The sequence below is a fragment of the Lacinutrix chionoecetis genome (genome assembly GCF_053604665.1).
In genome coordinates, this window is sequence record NZ_JBSHNQ010000051.1 from 1 (window position 1) to 3,181 (window position 3,181).

At 36.7% G+C, this 3,181-nt stretch carries 1 protein-coding gene; it reads right to left on the reverse strand.

What is annotated here, in order from left to right; genetic code table 11:
* A partial coding sequence (locus ACVC43_RS00845; protein ID WP_452222682.1) for a choice-of-anchor L domain-containing protein occupies window positions 1-3,181 on the reverse strand: 3,181 nt, incomplete at both ends.

The window sequence follows — 3,181 nt, forward strand, 5'->3', positions numbered from 1 at the left end:
CTCGTTGGTGTAATTAGCCTTCTCATAAACTTTAACGCCGTTTCTATTAAAGATGGTTAAAGTTTGTACATCGTAACTGCTTAAATCGAAGGTGTCGTTTAAACCGTCGCCATTTGGTGAAATACCTTGTGGGATAATACAAGTGTCTAACTCAAAGACTTCTATGTCTTCACTCGAGGTACAACCTGTGTCGTTAAACATAACTTCTATAGTGTAAATACCTGCCGTTAAAACATTGTCTATGGTTAAGTCTGTCTGGCCTGGTACTACAACGCCTTCGTTAAACCAGGTTATAGTAACCTCGCTCTCTGTGTAGTTATCTCCCGTTGCAGTAACTGTAATTGGTACGCTTGCATTTGGACATACTTCGTAAAGAATACTACTGTCGAATGTGGTTTCTGGACTAATACCAAAAGTTAAATCAAATGTTGTGGTTTCAAAACAACCCTCTGCAGTTTCTGCGCGAACGTAAATTGTTTGAGCACCACCATCATAATCTGTTGGATCTGTAATAGCATTCGAACTTGTTTCAGCATCTGCTAACGCATTATAATAAGTGAATGTCAGTCCTGTTTGGCCATTAGCGATAACCGTTTCATTAGATGTTAAATCGTAATTAGAAATACCATCTTCATCATCATCACATCCTAAAATATCATCAGCTTGTGCTAAAATTGGTTTAGGAGCTAAGGCTAAATTAAACGATCCAACTTTACTACAACTTGTAGTTGTAAAGGTCGCACTATAATATATAGTTGTAGCAGTAGATTCATATGCCGTTGGATTAGTAATGGCATTTGTTTGATCTATAGCATCTTGCTCTGTTAAATAATAGGTTATTACAATATCAGTTTGAGTACCTATAATTAGAGCGTCATTTTCTGTTAAATCAAATATGGCATCTCCGTTATTATCTGTATCACAGCCTAAAATATCAGGAAGTGAATCTGGTAAAACTGGATTAGGGAAAAATTCGACTAAAATGTCATCAATAACAAAACAAGAAGAGTTGGAATTAAGAACAATTTCTACAATGTAGTTATTGGTTTCAGTAACATCTAATGTTGGTCCATTTTCAGGCATACCATTAGCGTCAAGAATAGGCTCTTGAATTCCGTTGTCTAAGGTGTACCAAGTTATGGTGGCGTTAGGTCCAACTGGAACTCCAATATCTAAAGTAACTGAATCTCCTTCACAGTTTGCGTTTCCGCTACTTAGTAAAATATCTTCACCTAAATCTACTTCCCCAATTTCAAAACTTCCAGCTTTTAAGAATACTGCAGAATCGTATGCGGTATCACCATCATCTGCGATAACCAATTTAATATGGTAAGTTCTATTTGGAACTACTGTAGAAGTAGCAAATAAAGGCACCGTTCTACCTATAAAGTTTGTCGGGTTAGTTAATGGTGGCAATCCGCCATTTCCATAATACGCATCGAATAAAGCAGGATTAGAAGAAGGACAACTAGCATTGAATGCCATATCTCTAATAGTAAAGACAGAAACAGGTGTTGTTGTTCCAGGTATTACTGCAAGATTGGTTGTTACTCCTGTAACTGTGTCTGTTAATAAGAATGCGAAGGCATCAGAGAATCCACACTGGAAAGTACCATACTCTTCTGCAGCAAAAATAAATTCGAATGACATGTCCTGTATAAAAGGCACGAAATCAAATTCTATAATTGAGGCATTATTTGTTGGACCTTCATTTATAACAGCTTCTAAATCTGCATCTCCAGGCCATCCGGCTCCACCACCATCACTAAGTACTCCAGTTTCCGGACCAGGTGCATTTGCGGCATTACCAGTAGTCATAATTATTCCACTCTCAAAAGGAAATCCAGAACCATTTGCTTCGAAATATGCTATACCATTATCCGAACCAAAATCTGTTCCTGTAGAAGAGGTAACATTTGATATTGTTGAACAAGGAGAATTTACTAACACATCTTCAACTAATTCATCAACTGTATATAGTGATAAATTGGTTGTAATAGGAGGTGGGATAGAGTAAATACATAAATCGAAATTAACATCTTGAAATGGGATATCACCAAAAGTGTAAATTCTAATGTAATATGTGTTTCCTATAGTAAGACCATTTATAATACTTTCATTTGCAGTACTACAAGATAAATTTGTTAAATTATTACAGTCTGGACCTTCGTAAACGCCATGAGATAAGAACGTTGTTGGACCTACAATATTACTAAGGTTTATAACATGATCTGCACTTACTGCTGTAAAAGAGAACCAAACATCATCGTCTGCTGTTCCTGTACAGGCATTAGGTTCTGGTGAAGCAGTTGCTCCAAATAATGTTCCACTAACAAAATTAGTACAACTACCATCTGCATTGGCAGTAACTGATATGGCGTTAGAGCAATTATCATTGGCTGGAGGACATGTAGGAATATTAAATGTATTACTGTTTATTACACAATTAACATCCTGCTCGTTACTTACTGTAAAGTTAACGTCTACATTAAAAGGATACGGTCCAAATTGTGTTGTTCCTGTTGTAGAAACTGACACAGGTGGGTTACCTTGATTATCTTCAATAGATAATGAAGTTGCATCGCCTAACGAGGTAATATTAACATCTACTAAAAACTGATTTCCATTTGCACAATCATCTACAACTTCAAATGTAGCAGTTGGATTTATACAAGTAGCACAAGCTACAGTTATGTTTAACGGATTGATAGTTGTACTGCTTTGGCAGCTAATTACACCATCAGATGTTATTTGAAATGAAATTGTATCTCCTGTAGATTGGTACGATATTCCACCTACATCACCAGCATTACCATAAGGTGTTGCTGCATTTAAATCTGTTGTGCCATCGGAATCTAGAACCACAAGTTCATCCCAGTTGTTTTCTACATTTCCTGAATTAATAATAAAGTTTAATGGTGAACCATCTGAACTTGTAAAGGTAAATACATTAGTGTCGTTACTATCGTAGCAGTAGTTAACAGTTTGTGGTCCAACGGTACAATCTATAGTAAAGTTAAGTTGCACATCTGTATTAAAAGTAAATGGTCCTGCCCATATACTTTGTAATCCGCCACAATCTGCCAGTACATATACTTCGTAAGCAGTAAGCCCTGTCAAGCCTGTAGCCATAAATCCTGGTGTGTTTGTTACAGTTCCAGGTCCTGTTGGTGCTCCTGTT